At 31.9% G+C, this 19,838-nt stretch carries 19 protein-coding genes; 6 read left to right on the top strand and 13 right to left on the bottom strand.

Annotated elements, in window-relative coordinates:
- Nucleotides 1-127 precede the first annotated feature (127 nt).
- The 3 genes from JEY78_RS05035 to JEY78_RS05025 all read right to left on the bottom strand — a co-directional run bounded on the left by JEY78_RS05035 (nt 128) and on the right by JEY78_RS05025 (nt 4,344).
- On the bottom strand, nt 128-946 hold the full coding sequence (locus JEY78_RS05035) for a BT1926 family outer membrane beta-barrel protein (protein ID WP_291847481.1): 819 nt from the start codon (nt 944-946) through the stop codon (nt 128-130).
- A gap of 85 nt (nt 947-1,031) precedes the next feature.
- Nucleotides 1,032-3,494 (bottom strand): hypothetical protein, encoded by a 2,463-nt coding sequence (locus JEY78_RS05030; protein WP_291847479.1) that lies wholly within the window; start codon nt 3,492-3,494, stop codon nt 1,032-1,034.
- Between the two features lie 514 nt (nt 3,495-4,008).
- On the bottom strand, nt 4,009-4,344 hold the full coding sequence (locus JEY78_RS05025; protein WP_291847477.1) for a single-stranded DNA-binding protein: 336 nt from the start codon (nt 4,342-4,344) through the stop codon (nt 4,009-4,011).
- A 178-nt stretch (nt 4,345-4,522) separates the two neighbouring features.
- Between JEY78_RS05025 and JEY78_RS05020 the strand changes: the two genes are divergently transcribed.
- Genes JEY78_RS05020 through JEY78_RS05005 form a run of 4 tightly spaced genes read left to right on the top strand, consistent with a single transcriptional unit; the run spans nt 4,523 to nt 8,903 of the window.
- The gene (locus JEY78_RS05020; protein WP_291847475.1) at nt 4,523-5,080 is read left to right on the top strand and encodes an HNH endonuclease; all 558 of its coding nucleotides are present in this window, start codon (nt 4,523-4,525) and stop codon (nt 5,078-5,080) included.
- A gap of 22 nt (nt 5,081-5,102) precedes the next feature.
- Nucleotides 5,103-5,450, top strand: coding sequence for a hypothetical protein (locus JEY78_RS05015; protein WP_291847472.1), 348 nt, complete (start codon nt 5,103-5,105; stop codon nt 5,448-5,450).
- A gap of 22 nt (nt 5,451-5,472) precedes the next feature.
- Nucleotides 5,473-7,785, top strand: a complete 2,313-nt coding sequence (locus tag JEY78_RS05010; RefSeq protein WP_291847470.1) for a M28 family peptidase — start codon at nt 5,473-5,475, stop codon at nt 7,783-7,785.
- A gap of 2 nt (nt 7,786-7,787) precedes the next feature.
- Complete coding sequence (locus JEY78_RS05005; protein WP_291847468.1) at nt 7,788-8,903, top strand: DUF2891 domain-containing protein; 1,116 nt, start codon at nt 7,788-7,790, stop codon at nt 8,901-8,903.
- Here the strand turns inward: JEY78_RS05005 and pyk are convergent.
- From pyk to JEY78_RS04980, 5 genes are all read right to left on the bottom strand, one after another.
- Nucleotides 8,900-10,336 carry a pyruvate kinase gene (gene pyk / locus JEY78_RS05000; protein ID WP_291847466.1) on the bottom strand — a complete coding sequence of 479 codons (1,437 nt, stop codon included), beginning with the start codon at nt 10,334-10,336 and terminating at the stop codon, nt 8,900-8,902. The two genes, JEY78_RS05005 and pyk, sit on opposite strands and share 4 nt — an antisense overlap.
- 2 nt (nt 10,337-10,338) lie before the next feature.
- Nucleotides 10,339-10,797 carry an IPExxxVDY family protein gene (locus tag JEY78_RS04995; RefSeq protein WP_291847464.1) on the bottom strand — a complete coding sequence of 153 codons (459 nt, stop codon included), beginning with the start codon at nt 10,795-10,797 and terminating at the stop codon, nt 10,339-10,341.
- Between the two features lie 89 nt (nt 10,798-10,886).
- Nucleotides 10,887-11,627: a ribonuclease III gene (gene rnc, locus JEY78_RS04990; RefSeq protein ID WP_291847462.1), complete on the bottom strand. Its 741-nt coding sequence runs from the start codon at nt 11,625-11,627 to the stop codon at nt 10,887-10,889.
- Between the two features lie 9 nt (nt 11,628-11,636).
- On the bottom strand, nt 11,637-12,887 hold the full coding sequence (gene fabF / locus JEY78_RS04985) for a beta-ketoacyl-ACP synthase II (protein WP_291847460.1): 1,251 nt from the start codon (nt 12,885-12,887) through the stop codon (nt 11,637-11,639).
- Between the two features lie 7 nt (nt 12,888-12,894).
- A complete protein-coding gene (locus JEY78_RS04980) occupies nt 12,895-13,131 on the bottom strand; it encodes an acyl carrier protein (RefSeq protein WP_089380648.1) in 237 nt (78 codons plus the stop codon).
- 177 nt (nt 13,132-13,308) lie between these two features.
- On the opposite strand from JEY78_RS04980, the gene JEY78_RS04975 reads away from it, so the two are divergent.
- Together JEY78_RS04975 and JEY78_RS04970 are read left to right on the top strand one after the other, a co-directional pair.
- Entirely contained in the window at nt 13,309-13,875 is a 567-nt protein-coding gene (locus JEY78_RS04975) for a phosphoribosylglycinamide formyltransferase (RefSeq protein WP_291847447.1), read from the top strand.
- Between the two features lie 7 nt (nt 13,876-13,882).
- Nucleotides 13,883-14,515 carry a ribonuclease H family protein gene (locus JEY78_RS04970; RefSeq protein ID WP_291847444.1) on the top strand — a complete coding sequence of 211 codons (633 nt, stop codon included), beginning with the start codon at nt 13,883-13,885 and terminating at the stop codon, nt 14,513-14,515.
- 2 nt (nt 14,516-14,517) lie between these two features.
- Here JEY78_RS04970 and JEY78_RS04965 read toward each other — a convergent pair whose 3' ends face one another.
- The 5 genes from JEY78_RS04965 to JEY78_RS04945 all read right to left on the bottom strand — a co-directional run bounded on the left by JEY78_RS04965 (nt 14,518) and on the right by JEY78_RS04945 (nt 19,716).
- Nucleotides 14,518-14,925, bottom strand: a complete 408-nt coding sequence (locus tag JEY78_RS04965; RefSeq protein WP_291847440.1) for a hypothetical protein — start codon at nt 14,923-14,925, stop codon at nt 14,518-14,520.
- Nucleotides 14,926-15,002: 77 nt separating this feature from the next.
- Nucleotides 15,003-16,052 (bottom strand): zinc metalloprotease, encoded by a 1,050-nt coding sequence (locus tag JEY78_RS04960; RefSeq protein ID WP_291847437.1) that lies wholly within the window; start codon nt 16,050-16,052, stop codon nt 15,003-15,005.
- A gap of 171 nt (nt 16,053-16,223) precedes the next feature.
- Complete coding sequence (locus JEY78_RS04955; protein ID WP_291847434.1) at nt 16,224-17,438, bottom strand: aminotransferase class V-fold PLP-dependent enzyme; 1,215 nt, start codon at nt 17,436-17,438, stop codon at nt 16,224-16,226.
- A gap of 50 nt (nt 17,439-17,488) precedes the next feature.
- Nucleotides 17,489-18,610 carry an ABC transporter permease gene (locus JEY78_RS04950; protein ID WP_291847431.1) on the bottom strand — a complete coding sequence of 374 codons (1,122 nt, stop codon included), beginning with the start codon at nt 18,608-18,610 and terminating at the stop codon, nt 17,489-17,491.
- Nucleotides 18,610-19,716: an ABC transporter permease gene (locus tag JEY78_RS04945; RefSeq protein WP_291847428.1), complete on the bottom strand. Its 1,107-nt coding sequence runs from the start codon at nt 19,714-19,716 to the stop codon at nt 18,610-18,612. Before JEY78_RS04945 ends, JEY78_RS04950 begins: the two co-directional genes overlap by 1 nt.
- Nucleotides 19,717-19,838: the final 122 nt, after the last annotated feature.

Genomic DNA, 19,838 nt, shown 5'->3' with positions numbered 1-19,838 from the left:
ATTTGAATGAACTTCAAAAAATGTAGACCTTTAATAAAGTACGAGTAATTTAACTAATTTTAAGGCATAAAAAAAGAGGCTATTTAAAATAGCCTCTCTTTAATAGTTTCTTATAATAATCTACAAGTTAGAATTTAAACCCAAGTTTGAAAGAAAATTGAGCAAAGAAAGAAACAGTATTATTTTCAGATTCAAGGTTCATTAACCCTGGACCTGGTGTTTTTACACTAACAGCATAAGTGTATGATACTGGTTTAATATCAAAGCCAAGAAATACATCTTTAGCAATATAATAATCAACACCAGCAACAGCTTGTACACCAAATGCGGTAATATCTGCGTGACGAGCACCTAAGTCAGTAATAGTAACATTTCCTAAGTTATCAACAGTTATTGTTGGATCATACAAAGATTGTCTTGCATAATCAAATGGTAAAGCAAATCCTAAGTAAGGAAATAATCTATCATTTTTTGTTTTAAATAACCATTGTCCACCAATAGTAGCTGTAACGTCAATTTCTTCAGAAGAATCAACGGCAGCATATGCTGGTACACTTGAGTTTGGTACTCCAGGAATTGCTAATACAGCAGGAGTATTACGCATAATTGCACCACCACTAAGGGTAAGAGCGAATCTGTTTCCAACGTAATATCTACCTTCTGCTCCTATCATATTTGTAATACTATTGCTGTTAGCACTTACGGTATTATCGTAAGGTGACGTTCCATCAACAGTACTTGGATAAGAATTAGGTACAACTAAACCACCATTTAGATATGCTCCTCGTCCAAAAACCATAGCGGCTGTAAAATCTCCTTTTTGTGGTGCGAAAGTACTCACAGCGCAACAAGCATCCTTACAAACGTGGTCTGAATCTTTATCTTGAGCATTAACGCTTGTTAGCGATAAGGCAAAAATAAAGCATAAAATTAAATATTTTTTCATATGTTTTAGTTCTTTAAGAGTTCTTATTTTGTTTAATAAAGGGCTGCTGTTGTGCAGCCCTTTTTTTAGTTTCCTAAAGAATTTATTAGCTTGCTAAAGCAGCATCCATTAATGCTTTGTATTTAGCAGCAATTGCCATAGCATTTGCGTGTCTTGCAGTTAAAGTAGCAATTTTAGCTTCTAAGTAAGCAATGTAAGCAACATCAGCATTAGCATCAGCTTGTGCAGTAGCTAAAGCTTGTTCAGCAACTTCGATGTCGTAAATAGCATCAGTTAAATCATCTTGTAAGTCAGACAACATAGTAGCTAAATCATCTACTGATCCGTAAGCGCTAATTAAGTCATCATTTAAGTCTAATTGGTTGTTTAAAGCAGTTTCTTGTTGCTCCATAGCCCAATAAGCTTGCCATTCAGCAATAATTTCAGCGTGTAAGTCAGCATATAATGAACTTAAGAATCCAGTGTTAGCAACATACTCATCGTATTCAGCTTGTAAACCATCAACTACAGCTTGTTTAGCATCAATAATAGGTTGGATAGCAGCAATTTCTGTTGTCCAATCAGCGATATCATCGTTAGCTTCATCAATCCATCCTTGGATATCTTCTTCAGTTGTAGCTTCAAAAGCAGCTAAGTCATCTTCAGCATCTACTAAATCAGCTTCAGCATCAGTTAATGCATTGTCTGCATCAGCTACAGCTTCAATAGCATCGTCATTAACAATTACAGCAGCATCTACAGCGTCTTGTGCAGCGTCAACTACACCCTCAGCAGCGGCAACTAGTGCTAATTGATTTTCATATAAATCTTTTTGGTGATCATAAACTAACTGAGCAGCATCTAAATCATCTCCAAAGTTATCAACGTCATCTTGAGCATCAGCAACAGCAGTTTCTAATGGTGCAATAGCATCAATTGCAAGAGTTAACACATCTGCAGCAAGTTCTAAACGGTCAGCTTTAGTTCCAGCAGGAACGTCATCACCACCTACATTGTAGAAAGAATCATACCCTAAAGTTGGAGCATCAGCAGCATAAGCAGCATAAGTTGTATAGTTTCCTGTTTCATCAGTACCACCATTATTAGTTAAGGATAATGCAGACATTGTAGATGCAGTATCATCATAATTTCTGTAAGAATCAGTTGCAGTTACAGCATCAGCGTGTAAACCAACAGCTCCATTTGTACCACCTGTCCATACAAATCCAGTTGGGTCAGCTTCAAAAGCAGCTTTTTTAGCATCGTAATCAGCTTGAGCAGCAGCTAAATCAGCTTCTGCAGCAGTTAAATCACCCTCAGCACTTGCTAAAGCAGCAGTAACACCTGGTAAACCAGCTGCGTAAAGAGCAGTTTCGTCAGCTAAATCTTGAATAGCATCTTGGTATGAGGTATTTAAACCAGTTAATTCAAGGTTTAAAGCATCTAAAGCATCTTGCGCTTCAGTTAAAGCAGTGTTAGCATCAGCTAATACATCATCAGAAGCCCATTTTGCTTCGTTTGCAGCTTCTAAAGCGTCTTCAGCAGCAGTTACAGCAGCCTCAGCGTCAGCAACAGCAGTTTCAAAGCCAGCTAAAGCAGCAGGATAATCAGCTAATTGAGTTTCCCATAAAGCGATATTGTCATTAGCAGACTCAATCCAATCTTCACGATCAGTTTTGTCAGCTTGAGCATCTTCTAAATCGTTTAAAGCTTCCATATATCTGTCAACAACTTCATTTCTAACGCCGTTTTCATCATAGATAGCCATGATTTTGTTGTATTGCTCTTGCATAGAAATAGCTAAAGCATCTAATTGTGCTTGTAAATCAGCACTAGTAGCTTCTAAAGCAGCAACCATAGCTTCTGGAGTAGAAGGGTTAGCAATGTAAGCTTCCATATCAGCTATTGCAGCTTCAATACTTGCTTTGTTTGCTTCAGCATTAGTAACAGCGCCTTCCATTTGAGCTAAATAATAAGCTTGAGAAACATAGTTACTACCATCCCAAGTTTGGAACAAGTTAGCAGCAGCTAATTGAGTTTCAACAGATAATTTATCAGATAAAATGCTATTAGCAGTATTCATTGCACTTGCATAAGCATATGCATACTGAGTAGCTAATTGAGCACCAGCTGATTCTAATTGAGCCATTAAATTTGCCATTTGAATGTCAAAATTAGCTTGAGCAATTGCAGCAGCATTTTCAGTTGCAGCAACGTTAGCAGTTGTTTGAGCAACTAAAGACAATAATTGTTGTTCGTGAACTAAAGCATTGTATGCTGTTTGTTCTAATTGGTTAGCAGTACCTGCATCAATAGATGCTGCGTTTGCTAATGCTACTTGAGCTTGCGCTTCTAAGTAAGCAGCTTGCGCTTGTTCTGCTTGTGCTTGAGCAGCTAATAAAGATGCTTCAGCATTTTGTACTGCAGTTTGCGCAGCAATTAAATCGGCTTGAGCTTCGTAAATAGCTTCTACAATTGGAGAGACTTCATTGTCTATACAAGACGTAAAGCTCACACTGAATAGGGTAGTCATCATCAGAACTACCGACAATTTTTTTAAATGTTTCATTTTGTAACTTTTTAATTAATATTCTTTAAAATTTAAATAGGTTAATAAACTTGTGTTATTACAATTAGGGAACAAAACTACACATATAATTTTTATTATGCAATATTTGAATTAGTAAAACTCCTTAATTTTTACTGCTAAAATAGTAATATTTTCTATTATTATAATATAAAACATTAAAAAATAATTAGTTAGGATTAAAATTCTTTGCTTTAATGTTCCGGTTAATATTGTTATTTAAGTGAAATTTGGGTAGTATTTTATTGTTTGTTTACGAAATATTTATGTTTAATTGCATTATTATTATGTTATTCTCACTGTTTTCCTTTTTATTATTGTCAGATTTTCAATTTTTTTTCAAATTTATGTTAAAAAAATAATTTTTTTTTCAAGAGGCTTATAGTTTTTTTTTTTACCTAAAAAAGAGGAATTTACTTAATTTTAAGCTACATATGTTATATAAGAAAAGAGCACCGTTATGTGCTCTTTTCATTTTTTCACAGCAATTTTTAGTTTATTTGTTTCCTAAAAGTAATAATTCATTCGCTATAATTTCTGTAATGTATTTTTTTACACCGTTTACATCATCATAACTTCGGGTTGTTAATTTACCTTCTATGGCAATCTCTCTTCCTTTTTCTAAATGTTGTATTGCTATTTCTGCAGTTTTGTTCCAGGCAACCACATTGTGCCATTGCGTTTCTGTTACTTTTTCGCCTTGTGCGTTTTTATAGGTTTCATTTGTAGCGATTGAAAATTTTGCTAATTTTTTTCCAGATTCTAAAGTAATTAGTTCTGGTTTGTTTCCTAAGTTTCCAATTAATTGTACTTTGTTTCTTAACGTATTCATAAGATAAGGTTTTTAATAGGCTGAATATCATCCGTTCAATTCAACAATGCAAATATGGGGTGAATAAATACTGATATTCGGTTGTTATATGTTTACTTTCGTATGTAAATGTTTGTAGTCGTTTGTAAACGGATAATTTTTTGTATATTTGAGTAACTACATACTAAATGAGATACTTATGATTGTTAATTTTAGACAGGAAACCTGGACTCCTTATTTTAATGAAAAATGGAGAGAGGAAGATGAGTTAATGATTTCTGATTACGGAAGAGTTCAGCGAAGAAAAGTAGGTGAGGAAACTTGGAGTTTATCTAAAACATCATTAATTGGCGGGTATGATTCCTTTTGGATTCGAAAAAAGGGAAGTAAAAATACGTCCTCCAGTTATATTCATAGAGTGGTTGCAGAAATTTATTGCAAAAAACGTTCAGATCAAAATTTTGTGATTCATTTAGATTTTGATAAGTTGAATAATAGGGCCAAAAATTTACAATGGGTAAACAGAATCGAATTAAATGAACATAATAAAAAGAATCCGGTTCATGAAAAAAAGCTAGGAAAACGCACCTATTCTAAATTAACCGAAGGTAGAGTTAGAATGATAAAAAAGAAAATATTAGATCCCAACCGAAAAACTAGAATGCGTTTAATAGCCAAGCAATTTGGAATTTCGGAAATGCAATTGTACAGAATAAAATCTGGCGAAAATTGGGGAAATGTAAACATTGATGATTAAAAAAAAAGAACTAAAAAAAGCTATGAAAAAAAAGTGCTTAGAATGTGGTGAACCTTTAAATGGAAGGGTTGACAAAAAATTTTGTTCAGATTATTGTAGAAATTCTTATAATAACAAAGTAAACAAAGAGAGTAAAAATTTAATTAGAAATGTAAATAACCGCCTTCGGAAAAATCATAAATTACTGAGTGAGTTAAATATTTCAGGAAAAACTAAAGTCACCAGAACTAAATTATTAGATGGTAATTTTGATTTTAGTTATTTTACAGCTATTTACACCACAAAAACAGGAAACACCTATTATTATATTTACGATCAAGGGTATTTACCGTTGGAAAACGATTATTATTTATTGATAAAAAGCGAATAATTAGCACTTAATTTTATAAAGAATGCTTTCAAAAAAATACATTCAGTTGTTTTCTATCGTAATTATAGTGGCAACCGTTTATTATAGTTTTTATGCTCAAACGCCTTCCAAAAATTATACATCAACTGTTGAAACGGAGTTTTCAACAGAAAATGCATTGGTTCTTTTAAAAGAAATTTCTAAAAAACCGCATTATACAGGTTCAACAGAACACGTTGTGGTTAGAAATTATATAGTTTCAGCATTAGAAAAATTAGGCTTACAGGTTCAAATTCAAGAACAAGTAGCCGTTAACAAAAAATGGAGAGCCGCCACAAATACTCGAAATATTTTAGCACGGATTAATGGAAGTGAAAAAGGGAAAGCATTGTTGTTATTATCACATTATGATTCTAATCCACATTCATCTTTAGGCGCCAGTGATGCAGGAAGTGGCGTAGTGGTTATTTTAGAAGGAATTCGCGCTTTTTTAGCTAAAAATGAAGTTCCTAAAAACGATATTATTATTTGTATTACCGATGCGGAAGAATTAGGTTTGTTAGGTGCCAATGCTTTTGTAAATCATCATCCGTGGGCAAAAGATGTAGGTGTTGTTTTAAATTTTGAAGCCAGAGGAAGTGGTGGGCCAAGTTATTTATTGTTGGAAACGAATGGCGGAAATAAAAAGTTGGTGGAAGCTTTTAAAAACGCCAATACTGCTTTTCCAGTCGGGAATTCATTTATGTACAGCATTTATAAAATGTTGCCAAATGATACCGATTTAACTGTTTTTAGAGAAGATGGAAATATTGAAGGATTTAATTTTGCCTTTATCGGCGATCATTTTGACTATCATACAGCCCAAGATTCTTTTGAACGAATGGATTTACAATCTTTAAATCACCAAGCTTCATATTTAATTGCAGGGTTAAATTATTTTGCGAATATCGATTTAACACAATTAAAAGCACATGAAGATGATGTGTATTTTAATTTTCCATATTTTGGATTGGTTTTTTATCCATTTTCTTGGGTAATGCCCATATTTATCGGCTGCTTAATCGTGTTTTTTGCATTGCTATTTGTTGGTTTTCAAAAGAAAAAACTGACATTATCTGGTGTAATTAAAGGATTTATTCCTTTTAAACTGTCATTATTTACAAGTGGACTCCTTGCTTTTTTTGGATGGAAATTATTACTAAAAATATATCCGAAATATCAAGATATTTTACAAGGATTCACCTACAACGGATCTTATTACATTGTCTTTTTTGTGGCGCTCAGCATCGCTATTTTCTTTTGGTTTTATAAACGTTTTTTTAAAAAAGAAAAAACTCAAGATTTATTAATAGCTCCACTAACTTTTTGGATTTTAATAAACGGAGGTATTGTTTTTTATTTACAAGGAGCAGGATTTTTTAGTATTCCAGTAATTTTAACTTTAATTGTTTTAGCTGTTTATATTTTTTCGGCAAACACTAAAAATAACACCTTGTTTTTTACTTTTTTAACCATTCCAATATTGTTTATTTTTTCACCTTTTATAGTTATGTTTCCAGTTGGTTTGGGATTGAAAATGTTGGTGATAAGTTCGGCATTTACAATATTAATTTTAGGATTGTTACTTCCAATTTTTCAATCGTATAGAAATAATAAAAATATAGGTAATTTATTTTTGTTAATTGCTGGAATGGCATTTATTTCAGCATCCATAAATTCATCATATAGTACTGAAAGGAAATTGCCCAATAGTATGTTGTACGTGTTAGACGCTGCTAAAAATGAAGCTTTTTGGGCAAGCTATAATTCAAAAACTGATGAATTTACTGAACAATTTTTAGGGAAAAACCCAACAATTGGAAGTTATGATGCGAACACCTCGGCTAGTAAGTATAAAACCAATATTCAATTACATTCAAAAGCGCCAATTATAAATTTACAAAAACCTTCCATTAACATTGTTACTGATACTTTAATTGGAAACAATAGAAAAATAGTTTTGCAAATTTCAAGCAATAGAAATGCAAACAAAGTGGAATTACTTACAAAAACTCCAATTCAGTTTAAAGCATTTAAAGTAAATAATGAAGCTTTAAAAATAGATGCGACTTCTAAATTGGCTTTTGAAGTTAAAAATGGAACTATTATGAGCTACTTTTTAACTCAAGAACATGAACTAATTGAACTGGAGTTTTTGGTAGCGAAACAACAAAAGTTTGATATGGATGTATTAGAAATTAAATTTGATTTATTGTCAAATCCGTTTATTAAAATGAAACAACGAAGTGAAGTGATGATGCCAATGCCTTTTGTTTTAAATGATGCCACTGTGATAAAAACCAACATAACATTTTAACTATGAAAAGATTATTTTTAATTGTACTTCTTGTTATTACAACAATTTCTTGTCGAAAAATTCAAAAACCTATACTAGAAGAAGTTTCTGCAGTTATTATAAAGGATACTATTTATGAAAAACCGCAATTCACTGAAAAAAGCGCCGCTTATTTGTATCATTTTGCCTATGAATGTATAGATCAAGAATATCCAAATAAATTGGGTCAAGTTTTAGGCGATAGCACCTATTTAAAAGAACCAGCTGAATTACATCCAGCATTTTATGGTTGTTTTGACTGGCATTCTTCCGTACACGGACATTGGGCATTGCTAAATATTATAAAGGAATTACCAAATTTTAAGGGACGAGATTCCATTTTAAAAAAACTTCAAAAAAATATAACGAAAGAAAATGTTTTAAAGGAAGTGATGTATTTTGATGATGTTCATAATAACACGTTTGAACGAACGTACGGATGGGCTTGGTTATTAAAAATATCTGAAACTTTACAAGATTGGGATACTCCAGAAGCCAAAAATCTTCATAAAAATTTACAGCCATTGGTTACTTTAATTGAAAACAAGTACATAGAATTTTTACCTAAATTAAAATATCCAATTCGTGTTGGAGAGCATCCAAACACCGCATTTGGAATGTCTTTTGCCTTAGATTATGCCAAAAAATATTCACCTAAATTAGAAGCTTTAATTATTGAAAAGGCAAAAGAATATTATTTAAATGATAAAGGCTGTCCAATAACTTGGGAGCCTGGCGGATTTGATTTTTTGTCGCCTTGTTTGCAAGAAGCTTCACTTATGTTGAAAGTATTACCGAAGGAAGAATTTATTACTTGGTTAGATGCTTTTTTGCCCGATTTTAGAAACAATCCAGCATCTTATTTAGAAGTTGCGGAAGTCACCGACAGGTCAGATGGTAAATTAGCCCATTTAGATGGTTTAAACTTTAGCCGAGCTTGGTGTTTATATGAAATGGGTAGCGCTTTAAATAATGATAAAATGTTAAATTTAGCAAATAAGCATTTTAATTATAGTTACAAAAAAATGGACTCTGGCGAATATGCCGGAGCCCATTGGTTAGCTTCGTTTGCTTTATATGCTATACTAAAAAGTAATTAACCTTTTCCGTATTCAGTAATACGCATTGTGTTTGCCATACCTCTTGCTTTAACAGGCATTGAGGTAATGTTAATGGCGTAATCACCTTCTTTTAAATAACCGCGTTCGTGCGCTAAATTATTAATATCTTCAATGGTTTGGTCTGTACTTACAAATTTATTGTAATAAATACCTTTTACACCCCATAATAAATTTAACATGGCTAATATTCTTCTGTTTGAAGAGAATACTAATATATTTGATGTCGGTCTCCAAGATGAAATATGAAATGCCGTAAAACCAGAATCTGTTAACGTTGTAATTACTTCAGCACCAATATTTTTTGCCATTAAAGCGGCTTGGTGACAAATGGTTTTTGAAATAAAACGATCATTAATACATTGCACATATTCTTGTGGAGGCGTAATAAGTGGAGAATTTTCTACGCTTTCAATAATTCTTCTCATTTGTTTAATAACTTCAACAGGATATTTTCCCATAGCAGTTTCCCCTGAAAGCATTACCGCATCAGCACCGTCCATAATTGAGTTTGCCACATCATTTACCTCTGCTCTAGTAGGAACTTGATTATCAATCATAGTTTCCATCATTTGTGTAGCAATAATGATTGGAATATGCGCTTTTTTAGCCTTCAGTACTAATTTCTTTTGCAATAAAGGCACAGTTTCCATTGGTACTTCTACACCTAAATCACCACGTGCACACATTAAAGCATCACAATATGGTGTTAATTTATCAATATTTTTTATAGCCTCTGGTTTTTCAATTTTAGCTACAATTGGAATTCTGTATGAAGAGTTTTTAGCAATTAAATCTCTTAATAACATTAAATCTTCTGGAGTTCTAACAAAAGATAGTGCAATCCAGTCTACTTCTATTTTAATTGCAAACAATGCATCTTTTACATCTTTTTCTGTTAAAGCTGGAACTGAAATATTGGTATTTGGTAAGTTAACTCCCTTCTTAGATTTTAACGGACCACCACGTAAAACCTTGGTAGTTACTTCCGTATTTCTGTCGGTAGCAGTAACTTCAAAAAGTAATTTACCATCATCTACTAAAATGTGTTCACCAACTTGAACGTCATTTGGGAAATTTTGATAAGTCATGTAGGCTTTTTCTGAAGTACCTTCGCATTTTTCTGTTGTAAATGTAAAGGTATCACCAGGATGAAGCATTACGTTTTCTGCCATAACACCTACTCGAAGTTTAGGGCCTTGTAAATCTGCTAAAACAGCTACATTGTAATTCTTTTCTTTGTTAACAGTTCTAATTATATTTACGCGTTTTTCAACTTCTGCATAATCTGCATGTGAAAAGTTAATTCTAAAAACATTTACGCCACAATCCATCATTGTTTCAATAATTTCTCTTGTATCAGTTGCTGGTCCAAGGGTTGCAACAATCTTTGTGCGTTTTCTATTTAGTGCCATAGTTAAAATATTAGGTGATCTTTTGATTTTAATGTTGTTAGCTCTACTGAGTAGGAGGTTATTATTTGACTGATTGATTTTAAATTTCCAATAATTTCTTGAATGTAATTTTCATGGTCTCCCCCTTCAATTTTCAAAAAGAAGTCTATCTTCTTTTTTTCAGGAATTAAATATGAAGTTGAAGTATAATTACCTCCAAATAAGCCTCCGGTTTCAGTATTATTTACATATTGAATATGTTTGTTGTTTATTAAATAGTAATTCATAAAATTAGCTTCATCTTTATATTCAAATAATGGAAATTCAGCATCAGAATCTTTAAAGTCAAGGGGGTGTTTAAACCTGTTAAATTTAGTTTTTAAGTGCTTGTTAATTAAATAAGCCAACCGGTAATCTTCTTCGGTTGAATGAATTCCAATTAGTGAATAATCATCTTCAAAATCACATGATAATAGTTGCATATAAAGAATGAATATAAATTGCTACAAAAGTACTATTGTTTAATTGTAGTAACTAATTAATTTACGAAATCGTATTCGATTTGTAGAAATTAATTATTAGATAACTTTTTTTGAAATGCAAAATAGGCTCTTTTAGAAGCTGTTTCTTCTGCCTTTTTCTTTGAAGTAGCCCTACCTTTAGCAATTAAATTGCCATCTAAAAAAAGTTTTACGCTAAAATGTTTTATGGTGTCGTTACCTGTGTCATCGTATACATCAAACAGGAATTCTTTTTTTTGTTTTTGACACCATTCAATAAATAAACTCTTATAACTGGTTATTTTCCCTTCTAATTTTGGAACGTCTACATAAGGTGCGATCACTCTTTTATCAATAAATTTATTGCAAAATTTATATCCTCTATCTAAATAAATAGCTCCTACAAGTGCTTCAAAAATATTTCCGTGAATGTTTTCTCCAAATTTAGATCTTGCAATATTGCTTTTCACAAACCGTAGTAAATCTAAGTCTCTCCCCAGCTCATTTAAATGTTCTCTACTAACAATTTTTGAGCGCATTTGGGTTAAATACCCTTCATCACCCGAAGGAACTTCATTAAATAAATAAGCAGCTATTACGGCGCTTAACATGGCGTCTCCTAAAAACTCTAGACGCTCATAATTTAAAGGATTTCCAGTTTCCTCATCAAATTCTTTTATAGATCTATGGGTAAATGCTTTTTTATAATAGGAAATATTTTTAGGAGTGAAGCCTATTATTTTTTTAATATCAGTATAAAACACCTCATCTTCTTTAGAGCGAGTTTTAATAATTTTTCGAATGAAATTCATTCAGTTGTGTTAATCTAGTTTTTTAAACAGTACACAAGCATTGTGTCCACCAAAGCCAAAAGTATTACTCATGGCAACATTTACAGTACGTTTTTGTGCTTTGTTAAACGTAAAGTTTAATTTACTGTCAATTTGGTCATCATCAGTAAAATGATTTATAGTAGGAGGTACAATACCGGTTTTAATAGCTAAAATTGAAGCTATTGCTTCAACAGCTCCAGCTGCACCTAATAAGTGACCTGTCATTGACTTGGTTGAATTTATGTTTAGCTTATAAGCATGTTCACCAAAAACTTCTAAAATTGCTTTACTTTCAGCAATATCTCCTAAAGGAGTTGAAGTTCCGTGCATATTTATAGCGTCAACATCTTCTGGTTTTAAACCAGCATCTTTTAAGCAGTTTAACATTACATTTCTAGCACCTAATCCTTCAGGATGTGGAGCTGTAATGTGATATGCATCTGCGGATAATCCGCCCCCAGCAATTTCAGCATAAATTTTAGCGCCTCTTGCTTTGGCGTGCTCATACTCTTCTAAAATTAGCGCTCCTGCTCCTTCGCCTGATACAAAACCATCTCTGTCTTTATCGAATGGTCTAGATGCGGTTTCAGGATCTTCATTTCTTGTAGAAAGTGCCTGTAAAGCATTAAAACCTCCAATTCCAGCAATGGTAATAGTTGCTTCAGAACCACCAGACACCATGACATCTGCATATCCTAATCGGATATAATTCATAGCGTCAATAATAGCGTTTGATGAGGATGCACATGCAGATACCGTTGCAAAATTAGGTCCTCTAAATCCATATTTAATAGAAATTTGACCTGGTGCAATATCTGCAATCATTTTTGGAATAAAGAAAGGGTTAAATCTAGGAGTGCCGTCACCGGAAGCAAAGTTTAAAACTTCATTTTGAAAAGTTTCTAAACCGCCAATACCTGCGCCCCAAATTACACCAACTCTATCTTTATCAATATTTTCAATATCTAAGTTTGAGTCTAAAATGGCTTCATCAGATGCAACCATTGCATACTGAGTGAATCTATCCATTTTTCGAGCTTCTTTTCTATCAATAAATTGTGTGACATCAAAATTTTTGAGTTCACATGCAAAACGAGTTTTGAACTTGGATGCATCGAAATAAGTTATTGGAGCGGCCCCGCTAACTCCGTTAATGAGTCCATTCCAATATTGTTCAACGTTATTTCCAATTGGTGTTAATGCCCCAAGTCCAGTTACTACAACTCGTCTAATTTCCATATAAAATTTACTTTTTTGCGTCTTCTATATAGCTAATTGCTTGACCTACAGTTCCAATATTCTCTGCTTGATCGTCTGGAATTTGAATATCAAATTCTTTTTCGAATTCCATGATTAATTCAACAGTATCAAGTGAATCTGCTCCTAAATCATTAGTAAAGCTAGCTTCTGTTGTTACTTCATTCTCGTCAACGCCTAATTTATCAACGATAATGGCTTTTACTCTTGATGCAATGTCTGACATAATTCTTTAATTTTTAAATTTAATTACTCGGCAAAAATATAAAACTTTATTTAAATCAAAATCTTTTAATTGCAAAAGATGATATATTTAGAATAAAAATAGATAAAGTTTTTGTATTTTAAGGGAATAAGTTACTAATTATTTGTTTTATTTGTGCTACAACATTCTATTAAATTTATGACTCGTATAGTTATTCTCGCCTCCGGTTCTGGTTCTAATGCTGAAAATATAATTAAGTATTTTAAAAATAGCAATTTAATTTCTGTTGATTATATTTTGTGTAACAAGAAGGATGCCAAAGTTTTTGAACGCGCTAAAAGATTGAAAGTTAATAGTTTATACTTTGATAGGGAGATGTTAAATAATTCCGATTTTGTTTTGAATTTTCTAAAGATGAATGCAGATTATATTATTTTAGCAGGATTTTTATGGAAAGTTCCTTCAAAAATTATTGAAGCTTTTCCAAATAAAATTATAAATATTCATCCAGCTTTGTTGCCAAAATATGGTGGAAAAGGAATGTACGGAATGCATGTGCATAATGCAGTGGTTTCTAATAAAGAAATGGAAACTGGTATCACAATTCACTATGTAAATGACAATTATGATGAAGGAGCCATCATTTTTCAAGAAAGTTTTAACGTAGTATCGTCGTATTCTGCGGAAGACGTTGCGGAAAGAATTCATACTTTAGAGTATAAACATTTTCCAAAAATTATAGAAAAAGTTATTTTAGAGCACTAAATATTTTATGGCTAAAAAAAAGTTTTATGTAGTTTGGGAAGGACACAAAAAAGGTGTTTTTACTTCTTGGAATGTTTGTAAAAAACAAATAGAGAATTTTAAAGGTGCGCAATACAAAGCATTTGTTTCTAAAGATGAAGCTGAAAAGGCTTTTAAAGGTAGGTATGAAGATTATAAAGGAAAGGAGACTAAAAAAGTGATGCTTTCCTCTGAAGAATTAAAAAAATATGGAAAGCCTGTTTTTCCATCACTTTCTGTAGATGCCGCATGCGCTGGAAATCCTGGTAGAATGGAGTATCGTGGAGTTGTTTCTGAAACTAAAAGACAATTATTTATTCAAGGACCTTTTGAAAAGGGAACCAATAATATTGGAGAATTTTTAGCGTTGGTACACGGTTTAGGTTATTTAAAACAAAAAGAGTTAAGTTATCCTATTTATTCCGATTCTAAAATTGCGATAAAATGGGTGCAAACTGGGCAGTGTAGAACAAATTTACCGATATCTTCTGAAAATCAGCAATTATTTGATTTGGTGAAACGCGCTGAAAAATGGTTGAAAGAAAATAAATATACTACCCAAATTTTAAAATGGGAAACCAAAGCTTGGGGTGAAATTCCTGCAGATTTTGGTAGAAAATAAAGTTATTCTACGAATTCTTCTAATTTATTAAATAATTCTCTTATTGGGATTGGAAGATTGTTATGGTCTATTTTAATCAGTTGTTCTTTATCATTAATATATGTTGTAAAAACACCTTCAATTGCCTTGTCAACCGCTAAATCAGCTATTGAAATATTGCTTTTAATCTCATCAAAATTTAAATTGGACACTAATTTTTCAATTTCTGATAGTTGTTGATTGTTAAGAACACTATTTTTAATAATACCGTTATTGTTAATTTCTAAAGTATCTTTATGTATGTTTATTTTATATAGAAAACCTCTTGTTTGCGCCTTGTACGATAGCGAGAATTGCTTAATAGTTTCTTGATTTTGACAAGAAGAAGATATGGTGATAAAAACTAGCATTATATGCAGTAACGATTTCATTTAGTTAAAATTTGAAACTTAAAAATACAAAAAAGGAGCTTTTAAAGCTCCTTTTTAATAGTATTATTCAATATTTTTTATTGTACAAAACTCTCTCTTGCGCCTCCAGTCGCAAATATTGCTCTCATTCTATCATTTTGACCTAAACTGAACATATACATGCAATCATCATATACGTAATCCATGTAATTCATAGTCATATCAGCAGATTGGCAGTTTACAGTAGGATATGAAGGACAACCATAGTTTGGTCCGTCAGAACTTGGGGTATCAGCAACAAAATCATCTTGTTTGCATCTACCATCTCCCCAAATATGACGTAAGTTTAGCCAGTGGCCAATTTCATGAGTTGCAGTTCTTCCGTGGCCATATACATCACCAGCAGCATTTTCCCCAAAATAATCTGAACCAATTACAACACCGTCAGTTGCAATTGTTCCTCCAGGGAATTGTGCATAGCCTAATATTCCACCACCAATTTCACACACCCAAAGGTTTAAGTAATTTGTTGGGTCCGTTGCGTCAATACCGCCTTGACTTGCATATTTCATAGCGTCATTTGTTCCCCAAGTAGTTTTTGTTGAAGTTTTTCTATTTACTCCAGCAAGTGTAAAAGTTATGTTAGCATTAGCTACAAGACTTGCAAATTCTGCTGGAACACTGCTTGTGTTTGAATTGTTGTTGTTGAAATCTGCATTTAAAATAGCAATTTGAGAATTTATATGGGCTGTTGTAACAGGATGAGCAGAATCTTCTAAAATATTAACAATAACTGGGATAGTAATTGTTCCTGTATATGGAGTTGGAGTAGTTCCTCCACCACCACCAGGGTTAGTAGGTTTGCCTTTAAAGGAGATTACGGTTCTTGAATGTTTTTCAATATTGTACATTCTTTTTTCCAATCCTGGATTGTTTTTTAACTGCTCATTTAAAACTTTCATAGAATAGCACTTGTCTCCAGCTGAATTTTCTGTTCCTCTAGATGATAAATCATCATCTGTGTACACATAAAAGTCGCTCATGTCAACTTTTGCAAGTTCTTGTGTTGGAACATTTTCTTCAGAATTGTCTTGACAAGCAACAATTGCCAATGCTAGGATGGCAAAGGATAGAATAATTTTTCTCATTTTTTTGGTTTGATTTTAGTTAATATTAGGACGAAATCTTTAATTTAAAGATTGTCGAATATATTAAAAAAATGTTAACAACCAAATAAGTGTGTAATAAAATATTAAATAAGTTATATAAAACGCAATAAAATAAAGCTAATTAGAGATAAATCAAAAAACGTGAAATAATTAACTCAGCATCATTTTTGCCTTAGTTAAGGCTGAAATTAGGGAATCAATTTCTTCAAAAGTATTGTAAAAAGAAAACGAAGCTCTAATAGTACCTGGAATTTTATAAAAATCCATGATGGGTTGTGCGCAATGGTGACCAGTTCTAACCGCAATTCCTAATTTATCAATAATAGAACCAATATCAAAAGGATGAATGTTACCAATATTAAATGAAATTACTGCAGTTTTGTTTTTGGAAGTGCCATAAATTTTTAAATCTTCTATTTCTAATAAACGTTTTGTTGCGTATTCCAACAATTTGTGTTCATAAGCTGCAATGTTGTCAAATCCGATGGAATTCATATAATCTAATGCAGTTCCAAAGGCAATTCCTCCACAAATATTTGGCGTTCCAGCCTCAAATTTATGAGGTAAATCTGCATACGTAGTTTTTTCAAAAGTAACTTTTTTAATCATTTCTCCACCGCCTTGATAAGGAGGGAGTTTATTCAACCACTCTTCTTTTCCGTATAAAACACCAACACCTGTGGGCCCACATAATTTATGTGCAGATGCCACATAAAAATCAACATTTAACGCTTGAACGTTTGGCTTAATATGTGGACAACTTTGTGCGCCATCAATTAAAACAGCGGCACCAATATTATGAGCTTTTTCAATAATTTCTTCAATAGGATTAATGGTTCCCAAAGCATTGGAAACGTGATTTACAAAAACTAATTTGGTTTTGTTTGATAATAAGTTGTCGTATTCACTCATCACCAATTCGCCTTCTAAATTCATGGGAATTACTTTTAAAATAGCGCCAGTTCGCTCGCATAACATTTGCCAAGGAACTATATTTGAGTGATGTTCAAGTGCGGAAACAATAATTTCATCACCTTTATTTAAAAGCGAAGTAAAACCAGTAGCAACAATATTAATACTATGTGTTGTACCGGCTGTTAAAATAATTTCGTAGCTATTTTTTGCATTAAAATGTTGTTGAACTTTTAACCGAGCTGCTTCATAAGCATCGGTAGCTTTTTGACTTAAAGTATGAACACCTCTATGAATATTTGAGTTTATTGTGCTATAATAGTTTACAATGCTATCAATTACCACTTGTGGTTTTTGACTTGTTGCTGCATTATCAAAATAAACTAATGGTTTTCCGTTTACTTTTTCTTTTAAAATCGGAAAATCGGCTCTTACTTTATCAATATCTATCATTTTTCTTTTTTAGAATGATTCTAAATACAAAATTACAAAATTGAAATAAACTACGTTGACTTTTTATAACTAATTACCGCCAAACCATTCATAATAATTGCATACGCCAATGTTTTTGTAAATTGAGGAATAATATCAGTAAAGGTTGATCCTTTTAACATTACCATACGCATGACTTCAACAAAATATTTAATTGGGTTGAATTCTGTTATATATTGTGCCCAAACTGGCATACTTTCAATAGGTGTAAAAAGACCGCTCATTAAAATAAAAATTACCGTAAAAAACCAAGAAATAAACATAGCTTGTTGTTGTGTATCGGTAAAGTTGGAGATGAAAAAACCAATTCCTAAAATTACTAATAAGTATATGGAAGTAAATGAATATAGCAGAAAAATACTACCAACTATTGGCACATTAAACAGCAGTTTTGCAATGATAAGTCCAATTGTTAAAAGTCCAAATCCAATTATCCAAAAGGGGAATAATTTTCCAATGATAAACTGATGTTTTTTTATAGGCGTTACATTTATTTGCTCTAAAGTTCCAATTTCTTTTTCGCGAACAATGTTCATTCCAGATAAGAAAAGCGTAATCATAGTAACTAACAGAACCAAAATCCCAGGCACCATAAAAGTTTTATAATTCAAGGTTTCATTATACCAAAAAGAAGGAATACTTGTAATGTTAACAGGTTTATTTATTTGGTTGGAAGGTTGCACTAATGTTGTTTGTGCATTTTTGTTAAAATCTTTGATGATTTGATTGATATACACATTTTCTACTCCAGCTGCAGCGCCATCAATAGCATTGATTATTACAGATAAATCTGTGGTTTGTTCTTTAACTAAATTTCGTTCAAAGTTTTCAGGAATTTCTAAAATTACATCAACTTCGCCATTTAACATGGCGGCGGTTGCTAATTTATTGGAAGGAAAATCAGTTAAAACATTAAAATACGTGGACGCATCAAATTTTTGAATTAATTCTCTTGAAAAGGAAGTTTTATCATTATCAATATAGGAGAATTTAATATTTTTTATTTCAAAAGTAGCCGCGTTAGAAAGTATGACTAATTGTATGATTGGTAATACAAAAATAATAGGCAACATTCCTTTATTTCTAAAGATTTGTTTGAACTCTTTTTGTATGATAAATAGAATTGTATTCATTATTCTAATCGTATTTTATATTTTTTAACACTTAAACCTATAAAAAGCAAGGTCATACCCACTAAAATTAATGTCGATTTCCAAATAAATTGAATTCCAACACCCTTTAACATAATTCCTTTTAAAATGATGATAAACCATTTTGCAGGTACAATATTGCTAATTATTTGAAGCGGAAGCGGCATACTTGAAACCGGAAAAATAAAGCCCGATAATAATATTGTTGGCAACATTAAAGCCATTAATGAAATCATCATAGCAGTTTGTTGAGATGCTGAAACCGTTGAAATTAAGATTCCTAAGGATAATGAAGTTATGATAAATAAAACACTTTCTGCGGCTAGTAAAAAGTAACTTCCCTGAACAGGCATATTAAAAACAAAAATACCCAGTAATACAATTACAATGGCATTTATAATTGATAAGAAAATATACGGAACAACTTTACCAATAATTACTTGAAATGGTTTTAAAGGCGAAACCAACAAAATTTCCATAGTGCCTAATTCTTTTTCTCGAGTGATAGATATGGAAGTCATCATTGCAGAAACCAACATTAAAATAATGGTCATAACTCCTGGTACAAACATAAAAACACTTTTAAGTTCAGGGTTAAAAACCATTCGGGTTTTTGGTATTATTTGATACGGAGTTTTTACAGCTACATTAATTTGTTGTTGATAATTTTGTAAAATGGCACTAACATAATTACTAATTGTATTTGCTGTATTTGGATCTGTTGCATCTGCAATTACTTGAACTGTAGCGTTGTTTTCCTTGCCTAAATTTTTACTAAAATCTTTTTCGAAAATAAGTACCGCTTTTACATGTCCTTTTTTAAAGGCGGTTTCAATTTCTGTTTCGTTTAAAATAGATGCTGCAATTGTAAAATACTTTGAAGATGCTATTTTATGAATGATTTCCTTTGTTGTTTCATCTTTTGAATGATCTAAAATGGCAATATTTACGTTGTTAATTTCATTAGTAATTGCAAATCCAAACAACATAATTTGAGCAATTGGCATACCGAAAAGGATAAACAATGAGCGTTTATCTCTAAAAATATGGTAAAACTCTTTTTTAATAAATCCTATAAATCGTTTCATAAGCTTTTTCTAATATGCCATCCATTGAGTTTTTAAATTCGTCATTCTGAATTTATTTCAGAATCTCATCATGCTGATTATCAATCAATATGTGAACCTGAAACAAGTTCAGGTTGATGTAA

The organism is Lutibacter sp. (genome assembly GCF_016342705.1).
In the GTDB taxonomy this organism is placed as follows: domain Bacteria; phylum Bacteroidota; class Bacteroidia; order Flavobacteriales; family Flavobacteriaceae; genus Lutibacter.
Note: the sequence above shows the minus strand (reverse complement) of the source record. Positions and strands in the feature narration are given on the sequence as shown.